Annotated in this window: 35 protein-coding genes; all 35 read left to right on the forward strand. The window is 38.8% G+C overall.

From position 1 onward, the window contains the following. Window positions 1–595 precede the first annotated feature (595 nt). The 35 genes from AC1RNS_RS09675 to AC1RNS_RS09845 all read left to right on the forward strand — a co-directional run bounded on the left by AC1RNS_RS09675 (window position 596) and on the right by AC1RNS_RS09845 (window position 24,946). On the forward strand, window positions 596–1,174 hold the full coding sequence (locus tag AC1RNS_RS09675; RefSeq protein WP_492992222.1) for a hypothetical protein: 579 nt from the start codon (window positions 596–598) through the stop codon (window positions 1,172–1,174). Then, window positions 1,140–2,969, forward strand: a complete 1,830-nt coding sequence (locus AC1RNS_RS09680) for a phage terminase large subunit family protein (RefSeq protein WP_492992224.1) — start codon at window positions 1,140–1,142, stop codon at window positions 2,967–2,969. Before AC1RNS_RS09675 ends, AC1RNS_RS09680 begins: the two co-directional genes overlap by 35 nt. Continuing rightward, the gene (locus AC1RNS_RS09685) at window positions 2,945–3,178 is read left to right on the forward strand and encodes a DUF6148 family protein (protein ID WP_492992226.1); all 234 of its coding nucleotides are present in this window, start codon (window positions 2,945–2,947) and stop codon (window positions 3,176–3,178) included. The genes AC1RNS_RS09680 and AC1RNS_RS09685 overlap by 25 nt, the downstream gene beginning before the upstream one ends. Window positions 3,179–3,193: 15 nt before the next feature. After that, a complete protein-coding gene (locus AC1RNS_RS09690) occupies window positions 3,194–4,768 on the forward strand; it encodes a phage portal protein (protein WP_492992228.1) in 1,575 nt (524 codons plus the stop codon). After that, entirely contained in the window at window positions 4,755–5,822 is a 1,068-nt protein-coding gene (locus AC1RNS_RS09695) for a head maturation protease, ClpP-related (RefSeq protein WP_492992229.1), read from the forward strand. Before AC1RNS_RS09690 ends, AC1RNS_RS09695 begins: the two co-directional genes overlap by 14 nt. Further along, window positions 5,823–6,188, forward strand: a complete 366-nt coding sequence (locus AC1RNS_RS09700) for a head decoration protein (protein ID WP_492992230.1) — start codon at window positions 5,823–5,825, stop codon at window positions 6,186–6,188. A 3-nt stretch (window positions 6,189–6,191) separates the two neighbouring features. Beyond that, window positions 6,192–7,217 carry a major capsid protein gene (locus tag AC1RNS_RS09705; protein WP_492992231.1) on the forward strand — a complete coding sequence of 342 codons (1,026 nt, stop codon included), beginning with the start codon at window positions 6,192–6,194 and terminating at the stop codon, window positions 7,215–7,217. Window positions 7,218–7,230: 13 nt separating this feature from the next. Beyond that, window positions 7,231–7,596, forward strand: a complete 366-nt coding sequence (locus AC1RNS_RS09710) for a hypothetical protein (RefSeq protein WP_492992232.1) — start codon at window positions 7,231–7,233, stop codon at window positions 7,594–7,596. Next, window positions 7,589–7,927 carry a hypothetical protein gene (locus tag AC1RNS_RS09715; protein ID WP_492992233.1) on the forward strand — a complete coding sequence of 113 codons (339 nt, stop codon included), beginning with the start codon at window positions 7,589–7,591 and terminating at the stop codon, window positions 7,925–7,927. The genes AC1RNS_RS09710 and AC1RNS_RS09715 overlap by 8 nt, the downstream gene beginning before the upstream one ends. 12 nt (window positions 7,928–7,939) lie before the next feature. Then, window positions 7,940–8,488, forward strand: a complete 549-nt coding sequence (locus tag AC1RNS_RS09720) for a phage tail protein (protein WP_492992234.1) — start codon at window positions 7,940–7,942, stop codon at window positions 8,486–8,488. A 6-nt stretch (window positions 8,489–8,494) separates the two neighbouring features. Continuing rightward, the gene (locus tag AC1RNS_RS09725) at window positions 8,495–8,974 is read left to right on the forward strand and encodes a hypothetical protein (RefSeq protein ID WP_492992236.1); all 480 of its coding nucleotides are present in this window, start codon (window positions 8,495–8,497) and stop codon (window positions 8,972–8,974) included. Beyond that, a complete protein-coding gene (locus AC1RNS_RS09730; RefSeq protein ID WP_492992238.1) occupies window positions 8,964–9,281 on the forward strand; it encodes a hypothetical protein in 318 nt (105 codons plus the stop codon). The genes AC1RNS_RS09725 and AC1RNS_RS09730 overlap by 11 nt, the downstream gene beginning before the upstream one ends. Window positions 9,282–9,283: 2 nt before the next feature. Further along, window positions 9,284–10,717 carry a phage tail sheath family protein gene (locus AC1RNS_RS09735; protein WP_492992240.1) on the forward strand — a complete coding sequence of 478 codons (1,434 nt, stop codon included), beginning with the start codon at window positions 9,284–9,286 and terminating at the stop codon, window positions 10,715–10,717. A 15-nt stretch (window positions 10,718–10,732) separates the two neighbouring features. Then, window positions 10,733–11,257: a phage major tail tube protein gene (locus AC1RNS_RS09740; protein ID WP_492992242.1), complete on the forward strand. Its 525-nt coding sequence runs from the start codon at window positions 10,733–10,735 to the stop codon at window positions 11,255–11,257. Between the two features lie 19 nt (window positions 11,258–11,276). Then, a complete protein-coding gene (locus AC1RNS_RS09745; RefSeq protein ID WP_492992243.1) occupies window positions 11,277–11,621 on the forward strand; it encodes a hypothetical protein in 345 nt (114 codons plus the stop codon). A gap of 147 nt (window positions 11,622–11,768) precedes the next feature. After that, window positions 11,769–12,431: a phage tail tape measure protein gene (locus tag AC1RNS_RS09750; RefSeq protein WP_492992244.1), complete on the forward strand. Its 663-nt coding sequence runs from the start codon at window positions 11,769–11,771 to the stop codon at window positions 12,429–12,431. A gap of 267 nt (window positions 12,432–12,698) precedes the next feature. Further along, the gene (locus AC1RNS_RS09755; RefSeq protein WP_492992245.1) at window positions 12,699–14,891 is read left to right on the forward strand and encodes a phage tail tape measure protein; all 2,193 of its coding nucleotides are present in this window, start codon (window positions 12,699–12,701) and stop codon (window positions 14,889–14,891) included. After that, complete coding sequence (locus tag AC1RNS_RS09760; protein WP_492992246.1) at window positions 14,884–15,099, forward strand: tail protein X; 216 nt, start codon at window positions 14,884–14,886, stop codon at window positions 15,097–15,099. The genes AC1RNS_RS09755 and AC1RNS_RS09760 overlap by 8 nt, the downstream gene beginning before the upstream one ends. Continuing rightward, window positions 15,096–16,118, forward strand: coding sequence for a phage late control D family protein (locus AC1RNS_RS09765; RefSeq protein WP_492992248.1), 1,023 nt, complete (start codon window positions 15,096–15,098; stop codon window positions 16,116–16,118). The genes AC1RNS_RS09760 and AC1RNS_RS09765 overlap by 4 nt, the downstream gene beginning before the upstream one ends. Then, entirely contained in the window at window positions 16,118–16,522 is a 405-nt protein-coding gene (locus AC1RNS_RS09770; protein ID WP_492992250.1) for a phage baseplate assembly protein V, read from the forward strand. Before AC1RNS_RS09765 ends, AC1RNS_RS09770 begins: the two co-directional genes overlap by 1 nt. 1 nt (window position 16,523) lies before the next feature. After that, window positions 16,524–16,820 carry a PAAR domain-containing protein gene (locus AC1RNS_RS09775; RefSeq protein ID WP_492992251.1) on the forward strand — a complete coding sequence of 99 codons (297 nt, stop codon included), beginning with the start codon at window positions 16,524–16,526 and terminating at the stop codon, window positions 16,818–16,820. 5 nt (window positions 16,821–16,825) lie between these two features. After that, window positions 16,826–17,491: a phage tail protein gene (locus tag AC1RNS_RS09780; RefSeq protein ID WP_492992253.1), complete on the forward strand. Its 666-nt coding sequence runs from the start codon at window positions 16,826–16,828 to the stop codon at window positions 17,489–17,491. Window positions 17,492–17,496: 5 nt separating this feature from the next. Then, entirely contained in the window at window positions 17,497–17,808 is a 312-nt protein-coding gene (locus AC1RNS_RS09785) for a hypothetical protein (protein ID WP_492992255.1), read from the forward strand. Further along, window positions 17,792–18,907: a baseplate assembly protein gene (locus tag AC1RNS_RS09790; RefSeq protein WP_492992256.1), complete on the forward strand. Its 1,116-nt coding sequence runs from the start codon at window positions 17,792–17,794 to the stop codon at window positions 18,905–18,907. Before AC1RNS_RS09785 ends, AC1RNS_RS09790 begins: the two co-directional genes overlap by 17 nt. Next, window positions 18,900–19,586 (forward strand): phage tail protein I, encoded by a 687-nt coding sequence (locus AC1RNS_RS09795; protein ID WP_492992257.1) that lies wholly within the window; start codon window positions 18,900–18,902, stop codon window positions 19,584–19,586. The genes AC1RNS_RS09790 and AC1RNS_RS09795 overlap by 8 nt, the downstream gene beginning before the upstream one ends. Next, window positions 19,580–19,882 carry a hypothetical protein gene (locus AC1RNS_RS09800; protein WP_492992259.1) on the forward strand — a complete coding sequence of 101 codons (303 nt, stop codon included), beginning with the start codon at window positions 19,580–19,582 and terminating at the stop codon, window positions 19,880–19,882. The genes AC1RNS_RS09795 and AC1RNS_RS09800 overlap by 7 nt, the downstream gene beginning before the upstream one ends. Then, window positions 19,879–20,523 carry an integrase gene (locus tag AC1RNS_RS09805; RefSeq protein WP_492992260.1) on the forward strand — a complete coding sequence of 215 codons (645 nt, stop codon included), beginning with the start codon at window positions 19,879–19,881 and terminating at the stop codon, window positions 20,521–20,523. Before AC1RNS_RS09800 ends, AC1RNS_RS09805 begins: the two co-directional genes overlap by 4 nt. 1 nt (window position 20,524) lies before the next feature. Next, window positions 20,525–22,174 carry a hypothetical protein gene (locus AC1RNS_RS09810; protein WP_492992261.1) on the forward strand — a complete coding sequence of 550 codons (1,650 nt, stop codon included), beginning with the start codon at window positions 20,525–20,527 and terminating at the stop codon, window positions 22,172–22,174. Further along, entirely contained in the window at window positions 22,174–22,377 is a 204-nt protein-coding gene (locus AC1RNS_RS09815; RefSeq protein ID WP_492992262.1) for a hypothetical protein, read from the forward strand. The genes AC1RNS_RS09810 and AC1RNS_RS09815 overlap by 1 nt, the downstream gene beginning before the upstream one ends. A 47-nt stretch (window positions 22,378–22,424) precedes the next feature. Continuing rightward, a complete protein-coding gene (locus AC1RNS_RS09820; RefSeq protein ID WP_427546390.1) occupies window positions 22,425–22,553 on the forward strand; it encodes a CD1375 family protein in 129 nt (42 codons plus the stop codon). 21 nt (window positions 22,554–22,574) lie between these two features. Continuing rightward, entirely contained in the window at window positions 22,575–22,760 is a 186-nt protein-coding gene (locus AC1RNS_RS09825; protein WP_492992264.1) for a hypothetical protein, read from the forward strand. Window positions 22,761–22,824: 64 nt separating this feature from the next. Next, window positions 22,825–23,598 carry a DNA-methyltransferase gene (locus AC1RNS_RS09830; protein ID WP_492992265.1) on the forward strand — a complete coding sequence of 258 codons (774 nt, stop codon included), beginning with the start codon at window positions 22,825–22,827 and terminating at the stop codon, window positions 23,596–23,598. Between the two features lie 55 nt (window positions 23,599–23,653). After that, window positions 23,654–23,947: a hypothetical protein gene (locus AC1RNS_RS09835; protein ID WP_492992266.1), complete on the forward strand. Its 294-nt coding sequence runs from the start codon at window positions 23,654–23,656 to the stop codon at window positions 23,945–23,947. Next, complete coding sequence (locus tag AC1RNS_RS09840; RefSeq protein ID WP_492992267.1) at window positions 23,937–24,206, forward strand: phage holin; 270 nt, start codon at window positions 23,937–23,939, stop codon at window positions 24,204–24,206. Before AC1RNS_RS09835 ends, AC1RNS_RS09840 begins: the two co-directional genes overlap by 11 nt. Next, on the forward strand, window positions 24,206–24,946 hold the full coding sequence (locus tag AC1RNS_RS09845; RefSeq protein WP_492992269.1) for an N-acetylmuramoyl-L-alanine amidase: 741 nt from the start codon (window positions 24,206–24,208) through the stop codon (window positions 24,944–24,946). The genes AC1RNS_RS09840 and AC1RNS_RS09845 overlap by 1 nt, the downstream gene beginning before the upstream one ends. Window positions 24,947–24,996 lie beyond the last annotated feature (50 nt).

The raw sequence follows: 24,996 nt of genomic DNA on the forward strand, positions 1-24,996 counted from the left end.
TATTTTTCGGAAGGGAGAAAAGGTGAATAAGAAAATGTCACTTTAGTAGAGTAAAGACATAGCTTCAATTTAGAACTGTAAATGTCAAATATAAAAGTGGTGATAAAGCATTGATACATTTAGCTTTAATAACCATGAATGACGTTAACAGAATGTATGTTATGTTAAGGTGGTGGATGTGTGAATAAAGGTGTGGATAGACTGGAAAAGTATAGTGGAGAATAATAATGGAACAAAAATGAAACAAAAATGGGACACTTTTGAGACAATTTTGGGACACTTTTGGAACACATTTCAATTTTAGACGTGTTAGTATGTTAGTGTGCGATAACTGAATATGAATAAAACCTAAGCGATACTTTGACGATTTGTCAGGTATCGCTTTTGTTGTGGCTCTAGGTATAGCGTTGGTGTAGCGCTCAGTGTGTTGAGGATGAGGGCAATTGAATTGTGTGTGAATCGCGCACAATTTAAAAAAACTTAGGTTCTCCTAGCCAATAATGAAAGCATGCGGGTCTCGTGAGCCCCAAAATCTGGCTAGATATAAGTCGAAAATAAGTGTTCCTTCCATCCAGGTAGAAAAGGAGGTGAGAGAGTGAGTGGAACAGCAAAAACAAAACTAGATGAAAAAACCGTAGTGAATACCAAAACAATTTCAAAAATGTTCAACATGACAGAGCGTAATGTACGTTACTTGGTGGAGGATGGTGTCATTTCTCGTGTTACTCATGGTCGTTACGATCTTATAGATACAGTGAGTCGATATATTACCTTTTTGAAGATGTCCTTTGACGGAATCGATGAGGATAAGGTGATGGAGTCGCTAGAGTATGAGAAATGGTTACATGAAAAGGCGAAGCGGGAGAAGGCAGAGATTGAACTTGCTCATATAAAGAAAGAGATGCATAAAGCTGATGAAGTTGAGAAGGTTCAGAACCATATGGTAATGGCATTTCGTTCGAAAATGTTATCTCTACCATCTAAAGTGGCATTGCAGCTGGCCAATAAAGATGATCCAAAATTGATAGAGGCCATACTCGAAAGGGATATACATGAGGCTTTGTCGGAGTTAGCTGAGTATAATCCTTTGCAATATTTCTTAGAGGATGATGTAGAAGTAGAAATGGTAGGTGATGAGGATGGTTCGGAAACAAACAATGAACCTATTCAATAAAATTGCGAGTTTGGTAGCTCCTCCTCCGAAATTGACCGTATCACAATGGGCAGATAAACATCGTGTACTATCTAAAGAAGCATCTGCAGAACATGGTCGGTGGAATACGGAACGAGCACCTTATCAACGAGAAATAATGGATGCAGTAAATGATCCAGATGTAGATCAAATTGTTGTGATGTCGTCTGCCCAGGTTGGGAAGTCGGAGATTATAAACAATATTATTGGTTATCATATCGACTACGATCCAGCACCAATGCTTTTAATGCAGCCAACGCTTGAAATGGCTGAGGCCTATTCGAAAGACCGTATTGCTTCTATGATACGTGATACACCAGCACTCTCGAAAAAAGTGAATAGTCCAAAAGCAAAGGATGGTAATAATACACTTCTTCAAAAGAAATTTGCTGGCGGTCATTTAACACTTGTAGGAGCGAATTCGCCTGCAAGCTTGGCATCACGTCCAGTTCGTATAGTGTTGGCTGATGAAGTAGACCGATTTCCACCGTCAGCAGGGGCAGAGGGAGATCCTTTGGCACTTGCACAAAAACGAACCAAAACATTTTGGAATAACAAATGGGTGTCTGTTTCAACACCTACAATTAAGGGAGCTTCTAGAATCGAAACAGAATACGAAGAAAGCACGAAAGAACAATGGTGTGTAGCATGTCCAAGTTGTGGATATTTTCAAGCATACAACTGGCAACAAATACGTTTTGAAACAGTTACGATGGAATGTGTTGAATGTAAGATGCAACATACAGAAGTTGAGTGGAAATCTCGTCCTGGTCAATGGATTGCTCGAAATCCTGAAGCTTCAAAACGTGGTTTTCATCTCAATGCACTAGCTTCACCGTGGGAAAGATGGTCAAAAATTATTGCAGAATTTAAAGAAGCAAAAAGAAAAGGTATGGAAACGCTAAAAACATGGAAAAACACAACATTAGGTGAATCGTGGGAAGAACATAGTAGTGAACAAGATCATGCGAGATTAGTAGCAAGACGAAAACCTTATAATTGTGATATTCCGGAAAGTGTTTTGGTTTTAACTGCAGGAGTCGATGTTCAGGATGATCGCTTGGAAGTTGAAATTGTTGGCTGGGGAATAGATGAGATTAGTTGGGGTATATCCTATAAAGTGTTTTATGGAGATCCAGGACAAAAAGCTGTTTGGGATCAATTAGATACCTTTTTGTTAAAAGAATGGCTTTGTAATGATGGTGTTAAATTGACTATTTCTGTAACATGTATTGATAGTGGTGGTCACTATACAAGTGAAGTATATGATTTCTGTAAGGAACGAGAGCATAGACGTGTATTCGCTATTAAAGGTAGGGGCGGAAGCGGTGTGCCATTTATTAATAAACCGTCTAAAGTTGGCCGTCAAAATGTACACCTATTCTCTATTGGTGTAGATGAAGGAAAAGATTTAATTACATCTCGTTTAAAAATTGAATTTGAAGATAAACCAGGCTATTGTCATTTCCCTATGGAAGCGGAAAAGGGATATGATGAGGCCTTTTTTGTTGGTCTTACATCAGAGTATAAGAAAACACTTTGGGTTGGTGGTGTGCCAAAACAGAAGTGGGTAAAACGTACATCAGGTGTAAGGAATGAACCGCTGGATTTACGGAACTATGCAACTGCAGCATTAAGAATTTTAAATCCAGATTTGCAATATTTAAAAGACCATAAATTGAATGGTAGTGTATACACGCAAACAGTAAGGCGTAAAAAAAAAGAAGAACTATTTCGAAAGGTTTGTAGCTTATGGCATTTTCTGTGGAGGAGATAAAAAAGCGACTTCAGATGTGGCTTGATGCTGAAGAGGCTATTGCAAAAGGGCAAAGTTACTCTATTGATAACCAAAGAGTTGAGCGAGCAAATTTAGCACAAGTGCGTGAGCAAATTAAGTTTTGGAAAAAAGAATTAGCTGCAGCTGATGCAAAAGTGACAGGGCGTAGTCGTAGAAGGGTAATGAGAGTCGTTCCGCGCGATTTATAGGGGGTGTAATTAATAATGAATGCGCTTGATAAAATGATTGCTGCTTTCTCTCCTGAGCGTGCAGTAAAACGACTAGGTGCTCGTAGACGACTAGATATATTAAATACAGGTTATTCAAATAGTGGGGCGAGCAGAAGAAAAAAATCGTTACTTGGTTGGATTTTCAGAGGAGGCAGTACAAAAGAAGATATTGATGACAATTTAGACACTCTGCGTCAACGTGCCAGGGATTTGTATATGAATACTCCTCTTGCAACTGGTGCAATTAAAAATATTCGTACAAATGCAGTAGGAGCAGGGCTTATTTTAAATGCGCGAATCGATCATGAGTTTTTGGGGCTAACAGAGGAACAAGCAGATGAATGGGAAACAACTACTGAACGAGAATTTTCTTTATGGGCAGAGTCAATTTTGTGTGACGCTTTGCAAATGCACACTTTTTACGAATTACAACAATTAGCTTTAATTTCTTTTCTCTTGTCAGGAGAAGTATTTACAATTTTACCTTATCGAAAACACAGTCAACATATGTATAGATTGAGAATTCAATTAATAGAAGCGGATCGTATCTCTTCGCCTAATGGAAATAACCCTAATATTATCAACGGTGTTGAGTTAGGCACTTATGGAGAAGTAAAAGCTTATCACATTCTCAATCAACATCCATTAGCTGAGTCAAATACTGAAAAAAAAGAATGGATTCGTATAGAGAAATTTGGCGCCAAATCGGGTAGGCAAAATATATTGCATTTAATGGAGTCAGAGCGTCCTGAACAACGTCGGGGTGTACCTATTCTGGCACCAGTAATAGAAAGTTTAAAACAATTAGGTCGGTATACAGAAGCAGAATTAACAGCTGCATTGGTATCATCTCTTTTTACTGTGTTTATTGAAACGAAAGATGAAGATAATGGTCCAGTACTTGGAGAGGCAATTGTTGAAACAGATCAAGTGGATAAAGAGGATGTTTTAAGTTATGAACTAGGACCAGGAGCGATTATTGAGTTAGGAGAAGGAGAGAAAGCTAGTACCTCTAATCCTTCACGTAATAATGCATCGTTTGATCCATTTGTAGTGTCTATTTGTAGACAAGTAGGTGCTGCGCTCGAATTACCATATGAAGTGCTTTTGAAACACTTTACTAGTTCTTATTCTGCATCACGCGCAGCACTTCTTGAGGCGTGGAAAATGTTTCGAATGCGACGCATGTTCCTGGCAACTCGTTTTTGCCAACCGATATATGAAGAGTTTTTAACTGAAGCGGTGTTGCTAGGTCGAATAAAAGCACCTGGCTTTTTGTATGACCCTCTTATTCGAAAAGCTTACAGTGGTGCTGAGTGGAATGGACCGAGTCAAGGACAATTAGATCCGTTGAAAGAAGTAAATGCCGCAGTTATTCGCGTTGAAAATGGTTTTAGTACGCGGGCACGAGAAACTACAGAGCTTACAGGGTCCAATTATTGGAGTAACCATTCACAACGTATTCGTGAAGAAAAGGCGCGAAGAGAAGCTGGATTGGATGCTACGTATACAGAGTTGATGAAAAGTGCACTTCAACAAAAGGAGGTGAAAGAAGATGGCGAGGATTGATATACGAGGGGCAATTGTATCGGATGGTGAACAATGGATTTATGATTGGTTTGATGTTCCAGCGGTAAGTCCTAAACGCATTATGCAACAAATAGATAGAGCTATTTCAAATCGGGAAAAAGAGCTAATCGTTAATATTAATAGTCATGGAGGATCTGTATATGCAGCTTCTGAGATTTGGTCACATATAAAAAAATTCCCTGGTGATTCTGTTGCAGAAATTACAGGTGTTTGTGCCAGTGCAGCCTCTATTCCAGCATTAGCAACTAAACGCACGATAATAGCACCTGTAGGAGCGTTAATGATTCATAATGCCTCTGTGGTAGCGGAAGGCGATTATCGAGAAATGGAAGCAATGAAACAGCTTTTATTACAAACAAATGAAGCTATCATGCAAACATATAAAGAGAAAACAAAAAAGTCAGAAGAAGAGCTGAAGCAAATGATGGATGCCGAAACTTGGATGAATGCTCAACAAGCGGCAGAGCATGGATTTGTGGACGAAATTATGTTTGCAAAAGATATGGGTATTGTAGCTTCAACGAATACAGATGTAAGTGCTAATGGATTTTTACCCAAAGAAGTAATTGATAAGATGCACAATTTACGTGCAACTGATCCAAATTTGTTAGTAAAAAACAGTGCTTCGACAGGCGGCCTAGTACCACAGCCGGAAGCGGAAGGAGAAGATCGAGGAATGGACTTACAAGAATTACAAAACAAATATCCTGAGTTAGTAGAACAAATTCGTAATACAGCCAAGAAAGAGGCAGTTGCTGAAGAACGTAAACGTATTCAGGATATTGAAAATTTTGCACAACCAGGTATGGAGGACGTTGTTAATAAAGCGAAATTTGAAACTGGTATTTCAGCAGCTGAAACAGCAATGGAAATTTTAAATGCTCAAAAGGAACAAAATACATTGCAAATGAAAAATCGTATCGAGGATGCAGCTGGATTAAATAATATTGTTGCTGAAGAAGCTCCGAAAAAAAATGATGAAAATGAACTTGATGCTTTAGTAAATAAAGTAATGGGACCAGGGGTGAAATAAATGCCGATTTTAGAATATGAAAACTTATTAGCAGGATTCCAGTCAGATGTAGTTACAGAGCCTATTATTGTAGCACCTGAACAAGAGCTTTCGGTTGGTCAAGTATTTGCACTTAATGCAAGTGGACAAGCAGTTGCTATGAAATCAGAAAGTGTTGCAACAGATGCTTATGGCATTATGGCAGATGCGGTGGCTACAGCAAATGATGAAACAAAGGCAGCAGTTGGTTATAAACGCGGTGAATTTAATGCACGTAAAATCATTTTTCCAGATGGCGTTGATTTAGTTGCCTACAAAAAAGCATTAAGTAATATGGGCATTACTTTACGAAATACAGTACCTGCAGATCCACAAGGGGAGGAATAATCAATGGCAGTAAATTTATTTGAGACTCGTTCAATGTTAAAATTCGTGGAGCGTTTACCTCCAGTTCATACTTTTATTAAAGATACTTTGTTTAAAGTTCCCGATCTTTTCCCAACAGCAAAGGTAGACATTGATATTAAAAAAGGTCGTGCGAAAATCGCTCCTTATGTAAGTGAAAAAATTGGCGGAAAAGTCGTTGAAAATAGTGGCTATCGTACCGAAACATTCGAACCACCACTAGTTTCACCGACAACGATTACAACTGCAGCAGATTTACAAAATCGATCAATGGGAGAAAATTTATATTCTAATCGAACACCAGATGAACGTGCAGCAGAAAAACTTGTGAGAGATTTAAGAGATCTTGATCAAATGATTACACGTCGTGAAGAAGTAATGTGTGCACAAGCTATTTTTGATGGAGAAATTACTGTAAAAGGCGAAGGTGTTGATTACGTTATTTCATTCAATCATACAAATCGTGAAGCATTATCAGGTGCTAATTTATGGAGTACTCCAACTTCTCAAAAATATGCAGATTTAAAGCGCTGGGTTCGAAAAGTTCAAGAAACTGGTTTTGTTAACCCTGATATGGTGATTATCGCTCCAGATGTGACGGATGTACTTTTAAAAGACCCAGAAATGCTAAAGTTATTAGACATTCGAAATATCAATATTGGTGAATTTAAACCTGAGAAACTTCCGAATGGTGCGACTTATATCGGCAAAATTGCAGGTGTAGGTAATATTTATGAATACACAGCAACATATTATGATGATTTAGATGAACAAGTTAAACCGATGGTTCCAGCTGGCACAATTGCCTTAGCTTCGTCTGAAGTAGATTTTTCAATGGCGTATGCAGCGGTTACAATTGCAAAAGATGATGATTTAGTAACATATGAAGCTGATCGCGTTCCTGATTCTTGGACGGAAAAACGTCCAGCCCGAAAAATCTTACAATTAAGCTCTAAACCACTACCAATTCCAAAAGAAGTTGATGGTTGGTTCGTGGCGAAAGTACTGTAAGGGGGAATAAATGATGCTTAGAGCAAAACATCCTATTCGACATAACGATGTTGAATACAAAAAAGGTGCCATTATTGAGGGTCTTACAAAGCTGGAAGAACAACGTCTAGTACGATTAAAGTCAGCAGAGTATGTTATAACACCTGAAGAGGAAATGAAAAAGCAACAAGTGGCCGACGAAGCCAAAGTGATTCCTCCAGATGTATTTAAAGAATTACAAGAAGCACTCGATCAGGAATACAATGCTGAAGAATTAAAACGTGATGCTAAAAAAGCTGGCGTCGATTTAACAGGATTAACACGTAAAGACGAAATTATCGATGCTATTATTGAGCAAGGCAAAGCCGATGAGCTTTTAGAGGATGATCACAATGAGTAAAACGTTTAAAGACTTCGTTATGGAGGATTTGGACGTTTTTTTTAATGTGGATGAATTGGCAGAGGAGCACGAGTTAGAAGGAGAAACTTTGCCATTAGTCATTGTAGATAATAAGTCAAACAATGCTCTCACAGGTTTTCCAAGTGCTCAAATGTATGTATCTCAAGAGGTATTTAAGCAATTTAAAACAGTCTATGTGAAGGCCTCGGATTTTCATGTCCCTAGAATTGAAAGCATCATCGTGTTAGATGGAGAAGAGTACTACGTGGAGGATGCGAACGAGGGAAGTGGGGGCGTTATACGTATGCTGTTGAGCCTCTATGAAAGTTAGGTGATGTTTTAAATGATTGAAATTAATATTGTTCAGGTAGAGCAGTTAAAAGAGATATTTAAAAATACACCAGAGCAGATACCTATTGTTTTGTCTAGAGCTATAAATCGAGCAGGGCAAGCAGGGCGAACGCAAGCTGCTAGAGAAGCAAGGTCAAGGTATACAGTTCGACATGGTGATGTACTGAAAACATTAAAAATTAATCGTGCCTCAAGAGGGAATTTACAAGCTTCTATAAGCTCAAGAGGTGAGTTGATACCTTTAAGTTTATTTAATCCAAGAGTGACGAAAAAAGGTGTAAGTGTAGCTGTGAAAAAAGGAGAAAGGAAACAGTTAAAATCATTATTCATAACTACCTTAAAAAATCCTAGATATGGGGCAGGTGCTACAAATGTATTTGGGCGAGTCTCTACAGAGCGTTTTCCATTAAGAGGTCATTATGGTCCATCTATTCCTCAAATGATTGAAAATGAAGATTCTATGGCATCTGTTGAAGGAAGAATTGCCGAAGTTTTAAATGATCGAGTAAGACATGAGATTGATTTTTTACTAAGGGGGTAATTAACGATGCATGGAATAAATTTAGTGGATTCTTTAGTTAATTTTTTAGAAGAAATTTTAAAAGAATTAGAGCTACCTACAAAAATATCTGATGTTTATAAAACACCTAATATTTATGGAGGATATGCACCACCAAAACCAAATCAACGGAATGATGAAGATACGGAAGGGTATCCATTTGTTATAGTGCGGTATTTGGGCCAATCAGATGTGTTATACGATAAAAAAACTATAGCTGTACGTATCGTAATTGGCACATATAGCAAGGATGAGCAAAATGGTTGGCGTGATAATTTGAATGTATGGAACCGGATAGAGTTAGCGCTAAAAGAGACACAAATAATTGGAGCGTTTGCTTTAACTGGCAAAATAGAGGTGGATCTTTTTGAGGAGCAAATGCGCCCAACATGGCACTCTACTGCAATCATAGAGTTTGAAGCGCCACAAGTACAAAGGGATAGGAGTGTTTTACAAGATGAGTATTAAAATTGAAAAAGAAAAAGCGTCTCCAACACAAGTTGGAGATGCAATTAAAGAGGCATCTGCAAAGGAAAACGCAGATGTCCTTATTTATGTTGGTCCAACAGTAAAGCAGCTTACTCGCTATGCATCGTTTGTGGGTGGTAAACCAGAGCATTTAAAGGAACACTTTGAAAAGTGTAAGGTGCTTGAGAAATTGTTTATCCATACGAAAGATTTTGCAGCATTTGAACAGCAACTTACAGATGCGAATTCTGTTGAAACAATGTTATACAACAAAGTTCAAGATTATTTCCAAAGTGAGGTGAAATAAATATGGCATTTCGACATGGTTCCCGGGTTACTGAAGTTCCAACTTCCTTAATGACTCCTGTTGTGGCAACTGCAGCATTGCCTATTGTTTTTGGTACAGCGCCTGTTAACCTAGCCAAAACACCTCATATTAATCAAATCGTGGTGGCTTATTCATTTGGTGAGGCACAGGAGGCATTAGGTTATTCGGACGATTGGAAGAACTATACGTTGTGTGAAGCGATGGATGCAGCATTTCGTTTATTTAATGTAGCACCGGTTATTTTCGTCAATGTGTTAGATCCGGAAAAACATAATGAAACCGTCAAAGAAGTAGTACCAGTGGTCAATAAAAAAGCTGTCGTTAAAAAGACAGGGATTTTGATGAAAACTTTAAAAGTGAAAAAAAGCGTAGAAGAAAATGATCCGGTTTTAAAGCTGGATGAGGATTATGTTGTTTCCTTTGATGATGATGGTCAAGTTGTTATTGTGACTTTAATTGAAGCGACTCAATTACACATTGAGTGTACACGTATTGCGCCTGAGAAGGTAACAGCGAATGATGTTATCGGAGGTTCGGATATAAATACTGGCAAGTTAAAAGGCTTGGAATTGCTGAACAGTGTTTTCCCTAAAACAGGTATGATACCTGGCTTAGTTGTTGCACCAAAATGGTCCAAAGATCCAACGGTAGCAGCTGTTATGAAGGCGAAGGCATCTGTAGTAAATACCTATTTCCGAGCGGCATCCGTATCTGATATTGATACTGCAGAAGCAAATGTTTATACAAAAGCGATTGAGTGGAAAAATCAAAATAATTACACAGGCACTAATGAGTTTCCTGGTTGGCCATTATTGGGGTTAGGAGACAAAGTGTACCATTATTCAACGCAACTTGCTTTTCGAATTACGAAAACAGCGTCAGAAAATGGTGACTATCCACATGTAAGTCCATCTAATCAGTCTTTGCAAATGACAAAAATGTTAAATGAAGCAGGCGACGAAATTGATTTAGGGCCAGACCAAGCAGAGTTACTAAATAGCCAAGGCATTACAACGGCTCTTAATTTTATGGGTGGTTGGAAGTGTTGGGGAAACCGAACAGGCGCATTCCCTGCTAATACAGATGTAAAAGATATTTTCATTCCTGTTCGCCTTACACATAACTGGATTGCAAATACCATCATTTTAACAACGTGGAGCAAGGTAGATGCACCGATTACACGTCGCTTAATCGATAGCATTGTAGACACAATGAACATGTGGTTCAACGGTTTGCAATCACGCGGTGTCATTTTAGGTGGACGTGTAGTATTCAAAAAAGAAAATAATCCAATTCCAGATTTAATTAATGGAAAAATTCGTTTTAACTACTACGTAGCAGAGCCAACACCAGCTGAGGACATCGAAAATATTTTAGAGTTCGATCCAATGTATTACAACAATCTATTTAATTAATAGGGGGACATGTGAATGAGTATCATTCCAGAAAAATTAAATGATTTTCGGGTTTTCTTGAGTGGTAAACCTGACTTGAAGGGGGTTGCAGACTTGCAGCTCCCTTCTTTAGAGTACCTGACGGAAACCGTCAATGGTGCAGGTATTCTTGGGGAATACGATTCACCTGCCTATGGTCATTTCCAAAGTATGAAATTTACCATCAACTGGCGTGTAACAAGTGATGAATTATTAGATTTCTATAAACCTGAAGCTATTACGGTTGATTGTCGATTAGCCAATCAGGAGTATGATGCGGTAAAAGGTCGCCATCACTTTAAACCAAATAGGGTTTTAGTGCATGGATTGGCCACAAAAAATGATTTAGGAAAAGTTCAAAAAGGCTCACCTTACGATTCCTCTACAGAAATCGAAGTCCTTTATATGAAAGTAGAACGTGAAGGAACAGTCTTGTTAGAAGTCGATAAAATTAACTATATCTATATTGTAGATGATGTCGATTACACAGCTCGCCTACGCGAAGCATTAGGAATGGTCTAATTAAAAGGAGGAACAGACAATGAAAAACGAAAAACACAATGGACAAGAAATGCAAACAAATCAAGAGGTACGAAATCCAAATATAATCAACTTGGAAATTACAAAACCAATTCAGATAAATGGTAAAAAAACGAATGAGTTAGTACTAGACTTCACGGATCTTACAGGGAAAGATATTCTAAAAATCGATATGGAATTGCGAATGAATAATCGTCCAGGAGGTTTTGATAGTATCTATAATCAAGATGCACTATTGTTGTTAGCTGCACGTGGCATTGGTTGCGTTCCGGATGATTTAGAGGAATTACATGGTGTAGATTTTTTTGAGTTGTTGATGCAAGTACGACTTTTTTTCATCCAGTGATAGGTGACAAAGGCGGAGCAAAAGAATTTAGAAAAACATTTTTAGCATTGTCTGCGAACAATAACACTAGTATAGAATTTTGGCAATCTTTAAGTCTGATAGAGTTAAGAGCTTGGGGGGAAGCGGCTACTGAGGAGGTAGACAACGATGGCTAGAAAAGCATTGGAAATGACTATCGAAATTGGTGGACGTGTAGCGGGCACTTTAGGGAATGCATTTAGACGAGCAAATGGCGATATTGATGATTTACGTAATCGATCACGAGCAGCACAACGCGAATTGAATCGTTTAGGAAATGAATTCCGTCAAGGGCGAATTACTCAAACACAATATGCAGAATCGACAGCACGTATCACTGGAGAAATGCAACGACTAGAAAATTCCCAACGGCGTATTAAAGCAATTAGTGGCACTCTTCAAAGTGGATTTAATACAGGAAAAGCTGTAGCTGGTATTGCGGCAGTTGGAACAGCTACTGTAGCTGCAGGTGTAGCTATGTCATCACTTAATACAGCAGCAAATTTTGAACAACAAATGTCTAAAGTTTCTGCAATCTCAGGTGCAGCTGGTGCTGATTTTGATAAATTAAGGAATCGAGCAATAGAACTAAGTAAAACCTCCAAATTTACAGCCACTCAAGTTGCGGAAGGGGAGGAATTCTTAGCTTTAGCTGGTTGGAAAACCAATGCTATTGTGGAAGCTATGCCAGGAATGCTAAATCTTGCTGCAGCTGGTGCTATGGATTTAGGTCGAGCTGCAGATATTACGAGTAAACAAAATTGCTCGGTTGTGGAGAAATCCGCAGCATAAAACAGTGGGTGAATTCAGGGAAAACCTAAGTCTTACGAGATATGGCAATCCTGAGCCAAGCCGTTTGGAAACGAGCGGAAGGTGCAACGACTAGACGAAGTAACCTAACCCATTTGGTACGGTGAAACGTCCAAGAGCGCCCACCACCTAAACAAGTAAGGTTGTAGGTGAAGATATAGTCTGAGCCGAGGATGAAACAACATCCTATAATGCGGTGAAAGCCCCGGAAGTAAGGATAAAGAGCCTTACGATAACAAACTGGATACGATGCAAGCGTTTAGCATGAATGCAGATCAAGCTGGCCATGCCGCTGATGTGTTTGCATACGCACAGGCAAACGCAAATACCAATGTTGAGATGATTGGTGAAGCTATGAAATATGCAGCTCCTACCGCAAATCAATTTAGATGGTCGCTTGAAGAAACATCTGCAGCAATGATGGCAATGGCTAATCAAGGTTTGAAGGGTTCGATTGCAGGTCAAGCATTTTCAAGCTCAATGGGTAAATTAGCTGAAGATAACGGGAAAGCAGCGAAAAAAGCAAAAAAATTAGGCATGGAGTTTTTTGATGCTCATGGAAAAATGAAGTCTCTACCTGGCGTGATAAAAGAGATTGAAAAAGGTACAGCAGGAATGACTGATAAGCAGCGAGTTAATACGCTACAAACAATATTTGGTCTAGAAGCATTTAAACATTGGGCTATTCTGCTTTCAACTGGATCAGAAGAACTTCAAAAAATGACAACGGCATTGGAGAATTCTGACGGAGCTGCAGCGAAAATGTCTTCCACAATGATGGATAATTACGGTGGAGCTCTTAATAATTTACAAGCTAGTATCCAAACAGCTCAAATCGAGTTTATGTCGCCTGTCCTACCAGTGTTTCAAAAGTTTTTTGGCGGTATATCAGGTAATATCGAAGACAACATGAGTGTTATTAAAAAAGCTGGAGAAAAAACAGCACAAATCCTTAGTGATATTACCGAACCATTCCATTCAAAACCAATTAAACCAAAGATTCTGCCTAACATGGATCCAGCAGATACACGAGATATGATGATCCAATACGGTAAAGATATGAAGAAATACAATATGTTTAAAGATATGGATCTTGGTGATAAAGTAATTTACATGTTGGATACAGCTACTGACAAAATGGAAACTTGGTTAGGTGGTAGCGGCGGCGAAGCCATGACCAGAATATTCTCGAAATTAGGAGAAATCGCTTTTAAAGCTTGGCTCGGTGCATTTAGAAGTTCCTTAAAAGCTGCTAAAGATAATCTGATGGATGGAAACATTGGCGGAGCAGTTGGCATGGGTGCAGCTGCATGGATGATGGGTGGCGGTTTAATGGTGAAAGGGGCCATTGGGGCGGGTAAATGGGGTAAAGATATTTATAAATCAAGACGTGCTACTACTTTACCACCACCTCCAAGCCCAACACCAACGCCTCCAGCAAATCCGCCAAATCCATTGATTGGTCCAAGTCGTACCGGAACAATTACTAGGTATGGAGGAGGTCCGGCACCAGCGCCTTCACCAAATCCATTCGTTGGACCAAGTAGAACTGGAACAATCAATAGATATGGGGGAGGTCCGGCACCTCCTCCTGTGCCACCACCGAATCCACCTCCATCAAGAGGGGCTCGGATAATGGGGCAAGTTGGTAAAGTAGGTAAAGTTGCAGGGAAAGCATTGCTACCTCTCAGTATTGCAATGGAAGCCTACAATATCAGCAAGTCCGATGATAAAGTAAAAGCAACAAGCGAATCAGTCGGTGGACTTGCAGGTGGAATAGGTGGAGCCAAAATCGGTGCAGGTATTGGTACAGCTATTGCACCAGGTATTGGCACGGCTGTAGGCGGTATACTTGGTGGGGCTGTCGGCTATTTTGGTGGTAAATGGTTTGGTGGTAAAGCGGTCGATACTGCACGTGGAGGTAGTAGCGCAACAGCAACAAGCGCGCCTGCACCTACACCATCAAAACAAACAACTGAAAGCAAAGCGACAACTACTCAAACACTAGATACAACACAACTAAATGCATCTGCTACAAAACTAGCAGCAACGTTTGAGACAACCAATACAATGATGGCCAGCCTATCCACAAGTTTTGGACAAGTAAGTTCGACTGTCACAACTTCCTTTACTTCACTTCAAACTAGTGCTAGTACTACAGCTACTAATATGGATAATTTAACGATGTATTCAGGACAAGTAAGCACTGATTTTGTGACATCCTTCTACTCGTTGAAAACAACCACGGAGTTGTCTAGTGCGAATATGTCTACTTTAGCAGCAACCATTGGACAGGCTAATGGATGGATTAGTTCCATTCAAGGCATTCAAAGTGCTGCTAATAATGTAATTACAGCACTTAATAGCCTTAAAACACGTATAGATAATGTACAGCTACCAACTGGAGGCGGTGCTTCATCGAGGAGGACACAATATGAATAGTTATACTACTATCCAGAACGATACGTGGGATTTAATTGCATACAAATTATGGGGAAGCGAATATTTGCTTCCTCTTTTATTAGAGGCGAATCCGAAACACCGACATACCTTATTTTTTTCGGGTGATGTAGTGCTACATGTACCTGACATTGATACGGCTATTTATACAGCACGTCCTGCATGGCTAGGAAAGGATGAGGACTTATGAGCGAAGTATTAACAGCCAAACGCACATTTTTAGATCTGGACTATAATCATGAGAATATAAAAGAAGAATTAGAAAAGTATCTACTTGATTGGACATTTACAGACAATCTATCAGGTGAAATTGATGATTTAAATATTCGTTTGGAAGATAAAGATGCCTTGTGGTTAGGAAAATGGTTCCCAACAAAGGGCTCTTTATTAGAACCGACTTTAATTCGATCCTATTGGGCTGATAAACCCATAAAAACGAAGCTTGGGCGATTTGAAATTGATGACATATCAGGTGCCAAGTCTGTCATTACAATTAGTGCCTTGGCCACCTCAGAAGCAAATAGCCTTCGAGGTGAGGAAAAGTGCAAGGCATGGGAAAAAGCCACACTAAAAAAAGTAATTGGGGATGTCGCAAAAGCCAATGGTTTAAAGCTTATTTGGCAAACGTCTGAAAATCCTAAAAAAGATCGATATGAACAAGAAAATGAAACAGACTTAAAATATATTTTCCGTCTTTGTAAAGATGAAGGGCTTTGTCTAAAACTATCATCGAATACGATTGTCATTTTAGACGAAAAAGATTATGAGAAACAACCTGCAGTAGAAACGATCCGCAGAAACAGTAAAGGGACCGATGTGATTAAAGTGATTAATCGTTCCTTTAAAACGACATTAACAGATATTTATTGGGCTTGTCGGGTATCTAATCATGATACGCCCAAGAAAAAAACGGTTTCGGCTATATTCACAGCACCCAAAGCTCCAAAGGTGGGGCGTACTCTTGTGATAAAAGAAGATGTGAAAACGGTAGCGGAAGCTAGACGATTGGCAGAAAAAAAACTGCGCGAAAAAAACAAAGATGCCACAACCATGACTTTAGAGGTCATTTCCAGCATGCATATTGATGCGGGCATGACCTTTAATCTTGTGGATTTTGGCAAATTAAATGGTAAATATATTGTAACAAGAGTGGTCTATACGCAATTTACTGTAACGCTTGATTTAAGAAGATGTTTGGAGGGGTACTAATGAAAATGGAAGAGTGCATTGTATCCTCCGTCTATCCAGAGCGAGGTACTGTTCGTGTGAAACGTGAGCAATCGGATGGAATAGTTTCTCAGGAGTTGCCAATATTGTTTCAATGGACCCTGAAAAATCAAGAGTATACTATGCCATCAATAGACGAGCATGTTGTCTGTATTTTTAATGGATCCGTAGGCTATGTGTTAGGTGCTGTCTATAGTAATGTAACGGAGCCACCGGTGAAGGATGTCAATAAACACTATATCCGATTTGAAGATGGTACTTTTATTGAATATGACACAGCGGAACATGTAATGGATATAAAATGTGTCGGAAACATCTTTATTAAGGCAGACGAGGATATTTTCATGGACGCAAGAGAAATTCATTTGAACTCTGGAGGTCGATAATATGCCAGCAGCAATTAGAAAAGGTGATTGGTGCAAAGGACATCAGGATTGGGTACCGCGTAAAAATGATGAAGGTAGCCCGGATGTGTTTATTAATGGCATTCCAGCACATCGAAAAGAGGATCATTGGATGATTCATTGTAATTCTGCACCAGAGTGTCATGATAGTAGAGCAGCAGAAGGTAGTCCAAATGTTTTTGTCAATGGTCGACCATTATGCAGGGAGGATGACAAAACGTATTGTGGCTCGCCAATGGGGCTTACCAAAAGTCCCGATGTTTTCGTGAATGGTAGGTGATATTTATGGCTGTTATCGGCAGTTTTGGAGAAATTGTTTTTGAGGTGTCAGACAAAAAAATACAAACCTATGATGAATTTCAACGCACGAATAGCCCACGTTGGCAAGAACATGCCATTATTGGACAAAAGCCAATTTTAGAATTTGAAGGACCAGGTGTGGACACCATTTCCTTTACTGTTGTGTTACGAGCAGATCTTGGGGTAAATCCAGAGGAGCAATTGGTGAAGCTAAGGAAGTTTGCACGTTGGGGGCAGAAAGCGCTCTTTATACGTGGAAATCAACCAATCTCAACAAATTACTGGGTGATTGATAGTCTCATAGAAAAGCATCGTAACATCGATAAATTAGGAAATGTCTTAACCATTGAAGTGGAATTGAATTTAAAAGAATATGTCAATCAAACAGCCACTACAGAAGCCAAAAAAACAACGTCTTCCAATCAAAATGCAAATAATACAACAACATCTAAAAAAGCAACCGGCACTATGACCATTACAGTGAAATCAGTGCATATTCGTGGTGGTCCTGGTGTGAATAACAAAGTATTAGGGTATGCCATGAAAGGTGATACGTTAACGGTCTATGGTGAAAAGGATGGATGGTATTCATTAGGTGGTGGAAAGTATATTAGCGCAAATAATGCCTATTCCTCGTTTAAGAAAGGGTGATGTAATTGTATGAAGTAGAGCCAATGAAACATATAAAATTTGGAGCAACAGGTGTGGAAGAGATTCTGCAGAATGTTGCTTTTGTTTTGTCTACGCCTATTATGAGTTGCCCACTTGATCGCGAATTTGGTTGGAACACTGGTATTGATGATCCGATTCAGTTAAGAAAAGCGCGCTATGTGTATGAAGTGACAGAGGCTGTAATGAAGTTCGAACCAAGAGCCATTGTTTCAGCCGTTGTTTTTGAGGAGTCGGATGTTATGAATGGGCAATTAAGACCGAGAGTGAGAGTGAGTATTAATGACGAATCGCTTTAATTTGCCAGATTTAAATTTCTTTGAAAAAGAACCGGACTTGATTGAGCGTGAAATGCTATTACATGTTGAAGGAAAAACAGGCTTGACGCTGCAGCGTGCCGATCCAAGGCGAAAATTCTTGCAATCGTTAGTACCATTTGTGTCGGTAGAACGTAATCGATTAGATCATAAGTTAAAACAAAATCGACTTGCTTATGCAGAGGATGATACGTTATTGCACATGGGTATGGAAATGTCTACAGATAAGTTGGAAGCAAAGTCGGCAGTCACAACTATAGCATTTATACTCGAAGAAGATAGACCAGGAACCATTACTATTCCAGCGGGTGCCCTTGTAGGAGAAGAACCGTATTTTGCATTAGATGAAAATTTAATCGTTCCTGTTGGAGAAAATATTGTGACGATTGGTGCTACTTGTGTAGAAAAAGGCGAAATTGGTAACGATTTTTTACCTGGAGAAATTGATACGCTGGTGGAACCTCTACCCTATGTAAAATCGATTCAAAATACAACAATTTCAACCGGTGGTGTAGAAGTGGAAACGGACGATGCTTATGCAGAGCGTATTCGACTAGCACCTGAAAGCTTCTCGGTGGCAGGTTCAGAGTTGGCTTATATTTATTGGGCTAAATCTGCTAGTCAAGAAATAGTGGATGCAACAGCCGATTCACCTGAAGAGGGAGAGGTCGATATCCGTATTTTAATGAGAAATGGGCGTGTACCGACTGAAGAGGAAATAAAGCTTGTTGAAGAAACTGTATCACCTAAAAAAGTACGTCCTCTTACAGATAAGGTAGCTGTAGGAGCACCAACAGTAATAGAATATGAGGCAGCGGCTGAGTATTGGATTGCTCGCAAAAATGCTACAGTATCTACGATTATTGAAAAACAAGTAATGGCTGCATACCAAGATTACTTGATATGGCAGCGTGAAAAAATGGGGCGTGATGTAGACTTATCAGAATTAATAGCGAGATTAAAACGAGCAGGAGCTTCACGCGTAGCAGTAAATTCTGAAATGTTTATCGAGGTAGGTAAAACTGAAGTGGCACATCCTACTTTAACATCATTGACATTACGAGGATTGGCTGATGATTGACATAGACATGTATAACAAGTTGTTGCCCTATAGTTTGTCGCAAGATCCAGTCCTGGTTGCAATGTTTGAAGCCCTAGTGATTCAGTTAAAAGAGGCATATGATGAAGCAGATTTGCTCTTTGATTTAGTCAATATTGATAAATTGCCAGAGCCTTTACTTGATTTGATTGCTTACGAAAAACACGTTGATTTTTATGATCATCAATTAACGGTAACTCAAAAACGCGAGCTCATTAAATCATCAATTAGCTGGCATAGAAAAAAAGGCACGCGTTGGGCTGTGGAGCGTGTTGTCTCCATTGTTTATCCTAATGCCAACGTATATGAATGGTTTGAATATGATGGTCATAAATATCGATTTAAGATTGAAGTGGATGAACCTTTTATAGCAAGTAAAGACATGAAGCGATTACGTGAATTAGTAGAAGCGACAAAAAATAAGCGATCTTGGTTAGAATATATCGCTATTAAGATGCCGCAGACACAGTATATCGAATTGGAATCAGACCAATATCAATATCCTGTGTATTTGCCGATTTGCGGTACTTTCCGATGTGAAGGTATGCCAAGTAAATCAAACGAAAAAACAATTGAACTACAGCAAATAAACTACACATATCCAGTGTACTTACCGATTTGTGGTGATTTTTTTCCAAGTGAGGTGATGGATGAATGGTAACTCGTATAGTCATAGATCGAACGTTAGAATTTTTAAAGAGTATGGCCAAAAAAGCAATTGTCACAATTGATGATCAGCCACAAGAAAAAGAGTTTCATTCCCAATTAATCGAGGGCGACATGGTTAAAACATATATCTATCTAGATGATGGACATGGCGTAGTGTCAGAAGCGAAATTGGTGGATGAGCATGGTATTGAATTAGATAAATATACAGTGCAAATAGAGCAGAGTGAGGACGGTTTAATGATTGTATTCATGTTATCTGTCACACTTAAAGGAGTGATTCAAAATTGAGATTTTCGTTTAAAAATGATTATGAGCTGTTGCACTGGTTAGATCATTTATTAAAAGTCGGTCTAGACGGCAAATACATTCCTGTAAAAGATAAGGATGGAAATATTGAGTACAATCCACTTACAGGATTGCCTAAATACGAAGCTTCACAACAAGGGACTCGTGTATCAGCAAAACGTCTAAATCACATGGATTTAGGTATTTATATGGCACATGAATTTTTAGTAGAATTAGCTTCTTTGGTCAGACGGATGCAAATACAGCTTGAACTTGATGGACGTGTACCAGGTAATTCAGGAACGTTTTCAGATACGCTAGATGGTAGTACCAATAAAATCGTACTAGATAAGACATTGACTGATATTATCGAGCCTGTTTCTATTGGGACAACAGTTTTAAAAGTGGCTAGTGTAGAAGGATTTACACCATTTACGCAAGTCACTATTTTTGATGATCTGCATATGGAAAATGTCATAATCACATCCATTGGAACCAATACAATTACTGTCCAGGCTTTACAGCATAATTATAAAAAAGGTGCTAAAGTGGCTCGTAGTAATGTAGCTATTGATACAACATTGTCAGAGATGGGTATCGGGGATTGGCAGACCTACAAAGTAGAATTAGTGGAGGTGGTTTAGGATGGCAAGGTATTTTTGGTATAGATACAAAGCTAAAGCTAAATATACTTTTAAAGATACATTTTTACAAAACGAAAATATACCACCTGTATATGGATATGCGACAAATAATGTAGATGATACACGTCCTCCTTTTATTAATCCAAGAAGTGAACAAAATCCTGTTTTACATGAAATAATGCTGGGAGCAGATGGCAAAAATGACGGTGCGTTTATATTTGTTTTCAATAAACCTGTATCAGATTTTGTTACGAAATATGTAGCAGCTGGAGCTAGTAATTTTGCAGTTTATCGTCATACAGTTAGTTCTACCACCTATTCACCTGGTGAATATTTAACAACTATTACTGCCGATGAGAATGCATATATAAATAATGCTCGAAATGCTGATGGATATTGGTATGTAAGAGGTGAAAAAGCAAATACACCACCTACTTATACTCAGATACCGACACAATCTACTAAAAAAGATTTAACCGTTACAATTAATCTAGCTAATTATTTTAGTGATCCAGAGGGAGATCCATTGACCTATGCAGCTTCATCAAGCAATCCAAGCGTAGCGACAGCTAGTGTGGCAGGCAATACATTAACCTTGACTGGTAAAGAAATTGGTAGTGCTTGGATTTCAGTAGATGCAAATGATGGAGAGTTTACCACGTCACAAGGTTTTGCATTAAATGTAACTAATACAGCGCCAACGGTATCTGTAACTTCACCAAATGCAAATATGACCCTGTATGAAAATGATGTATTTAACATCGCTGGATCAGCAGCTGATGTAAATGCCAATCAATCTGTGACGATATATGGCCAAGTTAATCTTGAGTCAAAATTCGTAATGGGAATAGGACTAAGTAACGCGGCCATTCCGTTTAGCAAACAGCTTAAATTTAAAGGTGGCAGGCTATTTGACGGTGATATAGGTGTTACAAGGAATTTAACAGATGGTGTTCCCCATACGCTAAAAATATGGGCGCAGGATAGTGATGGTGGACAATCTACAATAACAGAACGTACATTTTATGTTGTGCCAAATAGACCACCTGTTTTAACTGTTGATACCGTACAACCAAGTGGCATCATTAATACTGATAAATTCAAAATCAGTGGTACAGCGAGCGACCCAGACAATAATCCTGTTACAGCTGCTTATCGATTAAACGGAGGCAATAGCGTAGAGTTGGAAATTGTAGAGGGTAAATGGGCTTTTGATATTACACTCGCTCAATTGCAGGTCGGTCAAAATGCCATCGTTGTAGAGCTGATGGATAGTTATGATTTCAAGGTTTCTAAAACCATCAAATTAAATAAAAATGAAGTTAACACGCCTATTTTGCAATCCGTTGCTCGTTACAAAATCGAGCCACCAAAGGGATCTGCAAAGGGCGTTTTATTATTCCTGGAACGTGACGAAGATATGGAGCTTGAAGTCTCTTTATCGATGACATTAATTGGTGAGCAGGAGCAATATATTGTTCTTACGCCTGAAAATACGGCACCTATGCCAAATCAAAATAATGTCGTAGAGGATACGTTCTATTATGAGGCAACTGAGCCAAAGAACAATATTATCCTGAAGCTTTCTACATCGCGTGAAACTGTAGACATCAATCATAAAATCCACTTAATATCGGGGGTTGTTGAGTAATGGCGATGGAGTATAAAGTCCGTGATCAAAGTGGTGATTTAGGTGCACCGAAAAAGGCCGGCACTGATGAAACAGCAGAGGAAAAAGCTGCACGTTTAGAGCAAGAAAATAAAATACTGAGGCTACAAAATCAAGCCAATACAGAGCGCATGGATTTCATGGAGGACCTGATTGCAGAAATTGCAACAAAGGTGTATGAATGATGCGCTTTTTACAATGGATTTTATTGTATTTGAGGGGAGGTGAAACCATGATGGCTATGTTTTTCGCACAACGAGTAATCTTAGAAAAAACAAAATTCAGTGAAGTACCTTCATCTTTACAAGAGGGTGTTAAAGAAATCTTGGAGGAATCAGGAGTAGGTTTCTTAGCTGAATAAATAAATGCGGGAGGTGCGGTTATGATTGAGTTTTTTGCCGACTTGATTAAACTTACGCCAATACAACATTTATTAAAACATGGGAGTTATTGGCTGATGTACCTAGTAATGCTATTTGGCGTGTTAGCTATATCATCCAAATTCCCAAGCGTTTGGGAATTTACCACAAACGTAAAAAAGAGGCTTGCTAAAAAGCGAGCCTCTTAAATACTGAATAAGAACGTGTGTTCCTACTCGATATTCATTATAGTGTATCGGGAGGAAAAAAGATATGAAAATTTGTAAAAATACCATTTATAACATGGATTGCCTAGAAGGTATGAAGTACATTCCTGACAAATCGGTTGATTTAATCCTGACAGATCTCCCTTACGGAACTACAAATTGTAAGTGGGATTCAATTATTCCGTTTGAGTCATTGTGGAAACATTATGAGCGAATAATTAAGGATAACGGTGCCATTGTGTTAACAGCAAGCCAGCCATTTACAAGTAAATTAGTTATGTCTAATCCTAAACTTTTTAGATATGAATGGATTTGGAAGAAAGGTAATCACGTTACAGGGTTTCCGAATGCTAATAGGATGCCATTAAAAAACCACGAAAATGTTTGTATTTTTTATAAAAAATTACCGACTTATAATCCACAAGGTGTTGAGTATGTTAAACCGAAAGTTGTTATTAAAAATTCACCTAGAATGCAAGTCTTAGGGAAAAATAATGACACTTTGAATAAACCACATGTTGTTAGAAAGAAAAAATTCCCTAAGTCAGTTGTGGATTTTCCACGCGATAGTGGTACATTTCATCCAACACAAAAACCTCTTTCATTGTTTGAATACTTGATTAAGACATACACAAATCCAGGTGAAATAGTCCTGGACAATTGTATGGGTGGTTTTACGACTGCAGTAGCATGTGATAACACAGCGCGTAATTGGATTGGCTTTGAATTAGAAGCGGAATATTGTTTAAAAGGTCAAGAACGTATTAATGAAAATCGCCAAAGGTTAAGTTTACCAGTAACGAAAATTATTAAAGTCTAAAGTCACAAACCTGTAGGGGTTGTGGCTTTTTATTATGCTAAAAGGAAGTGCTTTAATGGAGTTGACAGCAATAGTAGGTGTGTTAAGTGCGTTATTTGGCATGCTTTTTACGTATCTTGCATTCCTGAAAAATCGTGATAAAGATGTACAACAAAGTGCAGCAGAATCGGCTGTGATCAGCACTAAGTTAGATGCTATTAATAATGGTGTAGAAAATATTCGTGTGGATATGAAAGTTGAGCAGAAGGCGCGAATGGACCTGTCAGAACGTGTTACACGCGTTGAAGAATCAAGTAAACAAGCACATAAACGAATTGATGAATTGGGGGAAAAAGTATATGAAAATTAACTGGAAAGTACGTTTGAAACACAAACCATTCTTGGTGGCAGCATTCGCATTACTGCTTTTACTGGTACAACAAATTGGGTCATCATTTGGTTACGACACAACAATTTATAATGAGCGAGTGACAGAGTTATTTAACACTGTACTCGCTTTTTTAGTGCTGATTGGTGTGGTTATTGATCCAACGACAACTGGTACTGCAGACAGTGACCAAGCACTTGGATATAACAAACCACGTGATGATTTGGAGGGGAATAAATAATGGTAGTAATTCGTAAAAAGCTAGTATCTGATGCTCAAGCAGCAAAGGTCACAAATGGAAAAGGTAATACAAAAAGAAAAGTAGTTATTCATGGCACAGATAATTACCGTACAGGGGCAGATGCGGATGCACATGCTCGCTTACAAGCGAATGGCAATAGTCGTTCTGCTTCATGGCATTGGCAAGTAGATGATAAAGAGGCAGTACAATCTTTTGAACATACCTGGAAATGTTGGGCTGCTGGAACAGCTAAAGGTAATTCAGAAGGCATCCATGTTGAAATGTGTGTGAATGCTGATGGCAATTACAACAAAACGTTAGAAAATACTGCTATGTTAGTTGCAGAAATCTTAAAAGATGAGGGGCTTACAATTAACGATGTTGTGCAACATAATTACTACAGTGGCAAAAACTGTCCTCGTGAAATTCGAGCAGGCAATGTCGCTTGGAATATCTTCTTGAAAATGGTTAAAAACGCTGGCACTACTCAGCAACTAAAGCCAGAAACTGACAATAATAAATACCGAGTTATGACAGGCACATACAGTACAATTCAAGCCGCTGAAAACGTACTGGATGTTTTAAAACATCGGTTTGGTTGGGTGGCTTACATTGAAAAAGACGGCACAAAATGGCGTGTTAAAACAGGTACATTTACAGGTGCTGTAGCTGCACAAGCTGGCGCTAATAAAATAAAGACAGCTAAACTTGCACAAGTTGCAAACGTTGTAGCTGCATAAAAGCAAAAAAAAGCCCAGGTACTCAATTACTTTGAGCCTGGGCTTTTTCT

Source organism: Lysinibacillus sp. GW821-FHT14F06 (genome assembly GCF_058803665.1).

What these genes read in the sequence shown, in the direction of transcription:
- AC1RNS_RS09710 (WP_492992232.1), top strand. Translation starts at nt 7,231, where the DNA reads ATGCTTAGAGCAAAACATCCTATTCGACATAACGATGTTGAATACAAA.
- AC1RNS_RS09755 (WP_492992245.1), top strand. Translation starts at nt 12,699, where the DNA reads ATGCAAGCGTTTAGCATGAATGCAGATCAAGCTGGCCATGCCGCTGAT.
- AC1RNS_RS09790 (WP_492992256.1), top strand. Translation starts at nt 17,792, where the DNA reads ATGACGAATCGCTTTAATTTGCCAGATTTAAATTTCTTTGAAAAAGAA.
- AC1RNS_RS09760 (WP_492992246.1), top strand. Translation starts at nt 14,884, where the DNA reads ATGAATAGTTATACTACTATCCAGAACGATACGTGGGATTTAATTGCA.
- AC1RNS_RS09695 (WP_492992229.1), top strand. Translation starts at nt 4,755, where the DNA reads ATGGCGAGGATTGATATACGAGGGGCAATTGTATCGGATGGTGAACAA.
- AC1RNS_RS09700 (WP_492992230.1), top strand. Translation starts at nt 5,823, where the DNA reads ATGCCGATTTTAGAATATGAAAACTTATTAGCAGGATTCCAGTCAGAT.
- AC1RNS_RS09690 (WP_492992228.1), top strand. Translation starts at nt 3,194, where the DNA reads ATGAATGCGCTTGATAAAATGATTGCTGCTTTCTCTCCTGAGCGTGCA.
- AC1RNS_RS09680 (WP_492992224.1), top strand. Translation starts at nt 1,140, where the DNA reads ATGGTTCGGAAACAAACAATGAACCTATTCAATAAAATTGCGAGTTTG.
- AC1RNS_RS09840 (WP_492992267.1), top strand. Translation starts at nt 23,937, where the DNA reads ATGAAAATTAACTGGAAAGTACGTTTGAAACACAAACCATTCTTGGTG.
- AC1RNS_RS09735 (WP_492992240.1), top strand. Translation starts at nt 9,284, where the DNA reads ATGGCATTTCGACATGGTTCCCGGGTTACTGAAGTTCCAACTTCCTTA.
- AC1RNS_RS09820 (WP_427546390.1), top strand. Translation starts at nt 22,425, where the DNA reads ATGATGGCTATGTTTTTCGCACAACGAGTAATCTTAGAAAAAACAAAA.
- AC1RNS_RS09705 (WP_492992231.1), top strand. Translation starts at nt 6,192, where the DNA reads ATGGCAGTAAATTTATTTGAGACTCGTTCAATGTTAAAATTCGTGGAG.
- AC1RNS_RS09715 (WP_492992233.1), top strand. Translation starts at nt 7,589, where the DNA reads ATGAGTAAAACGTTTAAAGACTTCGTTATGGAGGATTTGGACGTTTTT.
- AC1RNS_RS09815 (WP_492992262.1), top strand. Translation starts at nt 22,174, where the DNA reads ATGGCGATGGAGTATAAAGTCCGTGATCAAAGTGGTGATTTAGGTGCA.
- AC1RNS_RS09810 (WP_492992261.1), top strand. Translation starts at nt 20,525, where the DNA reads ATGGCAAGGTATTTTTGGTATAGATACAAAGCTAAAGCTAAATATACT.
- AC1RNS_RS09730 (WP_492992238.1), top strand. Translation starts at nt 8,964, where the DNA reads ATGAGTATTAAAATTGAAAAAGAAAAAGCGTCTCCAACACAAGTTGGA.
- AC1RNS_RS09830 (WP_492992265.1), top strand. Translation starts at nt 22,825, where the DNA reads ATGAAAATTTGTAAAAATACCATTTATAACATGGATTGCCTAGAAGGT.
- AC1RNS_RS09780 (WP_492992253.1), top strand. Translation starts at nt 16,826, where the DNA reads ATGGCTGTTATCGGCAGTTTTGGAGAAATTGTTTTTGAGGTGTCAGAC.
- AC1RNS_RS09685 (WP_492992226.1), top strand. Translation starts at nt 2,945, where the DNA reads ATGGCATTTTCTGTGGAGGAGATAAAAAAGCGACTTCAGATGTGGCTT.
- AC1RNS_RS09775 (WP_492992251.1), top strand. Translation starts at nt 16,524, where the DNA reads ATGCCAGCAGCAATTAGAAAAGGTGATTGGTGCAAAGGACATCAGGAT.
- AC1RNS_RS09745 (WP_492992243.1), top strand. Translation starts at nt 11,277, where the DNA reads ATGAAAAACGAAAAACACAATGGACAAGAAATGCAAACAAATCAAGAG.
- AC1RNS_RS09845 (WP_492992269.1), top strand. Translation starts at nt 24,206, where the DNA reads ATGGTAGTAATTCGTAAAAAGCTAGTATCTGATGCTCAAGCAGCAAAG.
- AC1RNS_RS09740 (WP_492992242.1), top strand. Translation starts at nt 10,733, where the DNA reads ATGAGTATCATTCCAGAAAAATTAAATGATTTTCGGGTTTTCTTGAGT.
- AC1RNS_RS09825 (WP_492992264.1), top strand. Translation starts at nt 22,575, where the DNA reads ATGATTGAGTTTTTTGCCGACTTGATTAAACTTACGCCAATACAACAT.
- AC1RNS_RS09720 (WP_492992234.1), top strand. Translation starts at nt 7,940, where the DNA reads ATGATTGAAATTAATATTGTTCAGGTAGAGCAGTTAAAAGAGATATTT.
- AC1RNS_RS09725 (WP_492992236.1), top strand. Translation starts at nt 8,495, where the DNA reads ATGCATGGAATAAATTTAGTGGATTCTTTAGTTAATTTTTTAGAAGAA.
- AC1RNS_RS09795 (WP_492992257.1), top strand. Translation starts at nt 18,900, where the DNA reads ATGATTGACATAGACATGTATAACAAGTTGTTGCCCTATAGTTTGTCG.
- AC1RNS_RS09835 (WP_492992266.1), top strand. Translation starts at nt 23,654, where the DNA reads ATGGAGTTGACAGCAATAGTAGGTGTGTTAAGTGCGTTATTTGGCATG.
- AC1RNS_RS09765 (WP_492992248.1), top strand. Translation starts at nt 15,096, where the DNA reads ATGAGCGAAGTATTAACAGCCAAACGCACATTTTTAGATCTGGACTAT.
- AC1RNS_RS09770 (WP_492992250.1), top strand. Translation starts at nt 16,118, where the DNA reads ATGAAAATGGAAGAGTGCATTGTATCCTCCGTCTATCCAGAGCGAGGT.
- AC1RNS_RS09800 (WP_492992259.1), top strand. Translation starts at nt 19,580, where the DNA reads ATGGTAACTCGTATAGTCATAGATCGAACGTTAGAATTTTTAAAGAGT.
- AC1RNS_RS09750 (WP_492992244.1), top strand. Translation starts at nt 11,769, where the DNA reads ATGGCTAGAAAAGCATTGGAAATGACTATCGAAATTGGTGGACGTGTA.